This window comes from Cupriavidus sp. HPC(L) (assembly GCF_000307735.3).
Classification (GTDB): Bacteria; Pseudomonadota; Gammaproteobacteria; order Burkholderiales; family Burkholderiaceae; genus Cupriavidus.
In genome coordinates this window covers 1-4262 of record NZ_AMPR02000242.1, presented here as the reverse complement: position 1 = coordinate 4262, position 4262 = coordinate 1, and the positions used below count along the sequence as shown (strand labels likewise).

2 protein-coding genes are annotated in these 4262 nt (G+C 68.0%); both read right to left on the bottom strand.

Features of this window, described 5'->3' with window-relative positions; all coding sequences use genetic code 11:
* Positions 1-2735: maltose alpha-D-glucosyltransferase (gene treS / locus B551_RS14565; protein ID WP_023264396.1), on the bottom strand; the 2735-nt coding region annotated here is incomplete at its 3' end.
* The coding region (locus B551_RS14560) for an alpha-amylase family glycosyl hydrolase (RefSeq protein WP_043439847.1) at positions 2732-4262 on the bottom strand (1531 nt) is incomplete at its 5' end. The genes B551_RS14560 and treS, both read right to left, overlap by 4 nt.

Below are 4262 nucleotides of genomic sequence, written 5' to 3'. Positions count from 1 at the left end.
TCCAGCGCGGCCATCGCGTCGTCGGTCCACTCGCGCACCTGCGCCTCGCCCGCCGGCACCGGCGTGAAGGCCTCGTCGTCGCTCGGCCGCGCCAGCACCGCGTGCAACTCGGCCAGGCGCCGGCCCAGCGTCGCCGCCATCGCCGCGAAGCCGTGCATCGCCTCGGTGAACTCGTCGTCGCCGTTCTCGTTCTCCATCGGCAGCGCATCGTCGATCGCGCGGCCGATATAGTCGAGCGTCCAGTTCCAGCCGTCGCCCTGGTTCAGGATGTAGCCCTGCAGCAGCATCAGCGTATGTGGCGTGCCGTCGGCGCCCGTGCGTACCACTTCGCCGAGCAGCGCGGCGGCATTTGCGTAGCCCTGCTCGGTCAGGTAGCGCGTCATCTCGGCTTCCGGATGAATGCCGCCGGAGACGCGGCGCACCAGCTTGAGCACCGCCGAGTTGTTGAACGACAGCGAACTGTTGGACTGCTCCGCCGACATCCACTGGACCGGATCGTCCTCCAGCGCCAGCGCCGCCAGGCCCGGTCCGCCGCGGAAGTGGATCTGCCCGCGCGGCGTGGCGATCTCCGTGCCGGCGCGCAGCGCCTTGACCACCTCACGGGCGAAGCGTTCGACGACGAAGCCGTCGGTGGCCAGGCCGACCCGGCTGCCGCGGCGCACGCGGGCCATCGCCAGCCCGTGCGCCAGTTGCGGCACGCTCGCGCCGGGCGCGTCGTGGTCCCACAGTACGCTGACCGGCAGCTGGTAGCACTCGCTGCGCTCTTTCAGCGCGACCTCGACCTCGGACAGATAGATCGCTTCGCCGGGCGCGGCGGCGCCGAACGGCACCGCGTAGGCGATGGTGACGCCCTGGATCTTCTCGCTCTTGGCGCCGAACCAGCGGCGCCGCGCGATGTAGTCCGGCAGCACTTCGTTCGACAGGATGCGACGCGACGCTTCGGTCAGGTCGGCTTGCGCGGTGTTTTGCATGATCAGCGTGATCAGCTCGGGCATCTGCTGCGGCGCGTCGACGTGCCAGGACGGCGGCTGCGCCTCGGTGGACAGCACGAACCAGTAAAAGCCATAGGGCGGCAGCGTCAGCAGATAGGTCAGCTGGCCGATTGCCGGGAACGGGGTCGCGCCGAGCATCTCGACCGGCACCCGGCCTTCGAATTCGGACAGGTCCAGCTCGACCGCCTGCGGCGCGCGCGACAGATTGGCCACGCAAAGAATGTGCTCGCCCTCGTATTCGCGCAGATAGGCCAGGATTTTCCGGTTGCCGGGGAACAGGAAGCGGAAGCTGCCGCGGCCGAACGCGCGGTGCTGGCGCCGCAGCGCCAGCATGCGGCGCATCCAGTTGAGCAGCGAATGCGTGTCGCGCGACTGCGCCTCGACGTTGACTGCCTCGTAGCCGTACAGCGGGCCCTGCAGCGGCGGCAGCACCAGCCTTTCCGGATCGGCATGCGAAAAGCCGCCGTTGCGGTCGGGCGACCACTGCATCGGCGTGCGCACGCCGTCGCGGTCGCCCAGGTGGATGTTGTCGCCCATGCCGATCTCGTCGCCGTAGTAGATCACCGGCGTGCCGGGCATCGAGAACAGCAGGCTGTTCATCAGCTCGATGCGGCGGCGGTCGCGCTCCATCAGCGGCGCCAGCCGGCGGCGGATGCCCAGGTTGATGCGCGCGCGGCGGTCCGACGCGTAGACCTCCCACAGGTAGTCGCGCTCGCTGCTGGTCACCATCTCCAGCGTCAGCTCGTCATGGTTGCGCAGGAAGATCGCCCACTGGCAGTTCGGCGGAATCTCCGGGGTCTGGCGGATGATGTCGGTGATCGGGAAGCGGTCCTCCCGCGCGATCGCCATGTACATGCGCGGCATCAGCGGGAAGTGAAAGGCCATGTGGCATTCGTCGCCGTGCGCGGGCCGCTCGCCGGTGGCCGGCGCGCCGCCGAAGTACTGCTGCGCGTCCTCGGGCCACATATTGGCCTCGGCCAGCAGCAGCCTGCCCTGGTAGTGGTCGTCCAGATGCTTGCGGATCTGGCGGATCACCGTATGGGTCTCGGGCAGGTTCTCGTTGCTGGTGCCCTCGCGCTCGACGAGATAGGGCACCGCGTCGAGCCGCAGCCCGTCGATGCCCATATCGAGCCAGAACCGCATCACCGACAGCACGTCGCGCAACACCAGCGGATTGTCGAAGTTCAGGTCCGGCTGGTGCGAATAGAAGCGGTGCCAGAAGTACGCCCCGGCCACCGGGTCCCAACTCCAGTTGGACTTCTCGGTATCGCAGAAGATGATGCGCGTGCCGCTGTAGGCCTGGTCGGTGTCGGACCAGACGTAGTAATTGCGCGCGGCCGAGCCCGGCTTGGCATGGCGCGCGCGCTGGAACCACGGATGCTGGTCGGAGGTGTGGTTGATCACCAGCTCTGTGATCACGCGCAGCCCGCGCGCATGAGCGGCGGCGATGAAGCGCCGCACTTCGGCCAGCGTGCCGTATTCCGGATGGACGTTGCGGTAGTCCGCGATGTCGTAGCCGTCGTCGCGGCGCGGCGAGGGATAGAAGGGCAGCAGCCAGATCGTGTCGACGCCGAGGCTGACCAGGTAGTCGAGCTTCGCCAGCAGACCGGCGAAGTCGCCGACCCCGTCACCATTGGCGTCGTAGAACGACTTGATGTGCAGCTGATAGATGACCGCGTCCTTGTACCACAGCGGATCGGCGTTCAGCAGCGCGGTGCTGCCGCGCTCGGAGAGGCGCTTCATGCAGACTCCTCGCGTCTTGGCTTGACGTGCCAGAGGGCGAACGGCAGCGCATGCGGATCGAGCCGGATGCGCTGATGCTTGCCTTGCCACTGGAAGCGATGGCCGTGCATCAGATCCTCGGCGGCCAGCGCGCCGTGATCGGGCAGGCCCCATTCCCACAGCGGCAGTTCGATATCGGCCTCGCGCACCGCGCGCGGGTCCAGGTTCACCGCGGCCAGCAGCACGTCGTCGCCGAAGCCGGCGTCCGCATCGTGCGAGGTCGGCACATAGCGCGCGAAGTACAGCACCGCGTCGTCGCTCGCGTGCAGGAAGCGCAGGCCGAGGTGGTTCTGCAGCGCCGGATGGCTGGCGCGGATCTGGTTCAGCCGCGTGATTTCGGCAACGATATTGCCGGGCCGGTTCCAGTCCCAGGCGCGCAGCTGGTACTTCTCCGAATCCAGATACTCCTCCTTGGTCACGCCGTTGACGACCAGCGGCGTGCCTTCGCACAGCTCGAAGCCGTTATACATGCCCCAGAGCCCGGACAGCAGCGTCGCCAGCGCGGCGCGGATCAGGAACCCAGGCCGTCCCGAGTCGTGCAGGAAGTAGGGGTTGATGTCGGGCGTGTTGACGAAGAAGTGCGGCCGGAAATATTCGCGCAGCGGCGAGCGCGTCAGTTCGGTCATGTACTCGATCAACTCCCGCTTGTGGTTGCGCCAGGTGAAGTAGGTGTACGACTGGCTGAAGCCCAGCTTGGCCAGCCGCGCCATCATCTTCGGCCGCGTGAAGGCCTCGGCCAGGAAGATGGTGTCGGGATGGCGCTCGCGCACGTTGGCGATCATCCATTCCCAGAAGGGCAGCGGCTTGGTGTGCGGGTTGTCGACGCGGAAGATGCGCACGCCCTCGTTGACCCAGAACATCACGACGTCGCGCAGCGCGATCCACAGCGCAGGGGCGGCGCCGCCCTTGGCGTAGAAGTCGACGTTGACGATGTCCTCGTATTTCTTCGGCGGATTTTCCGCATAGCGCAGCGAGCCGTCGGGCCGGTGCGCGAACCATTCGGGATGCTCGCGCAGCCACGGATGGTCGGGCGAACACTGGATCGCGAAGTCGAGTGCCAGCTCGAGCCCCGCCTCGGCGCTGGCCGCGCGCAGCCGGCGGAAGTCCTCGATCGTGCCCAGTTGCGGGTGGATCGCGTCGTGGCCGCCCTCGGGCGAGCCGATCGCGTACGGGCTGCCGGGATCGTCCGGCGCGGCGCGCAGGCTGTTGTTGCGGCCCTTGCGGTTGGCGCGGCCGATCGGATGGATCGGCGGGAAGTACAGCACGTCGAAACCCATCGCGCGGATCGCCGGCAGGCGTTCGATCACGTCGTCGAAGGTGCCGTGGCGCTCGGCGTCGCCGCTCTGCGAACGCGGGAACAGCTCGTACCAGCTGGCGAAGCGCGCCGCCAGCCGGTCGGCCTCGACCGGCATCGCGACCGGATGGCGCGTGGCGAAGTGGCGCGGATCGGCCGCCTGCATCAGCGTGCGGGTATGCGGCGACAGCAGG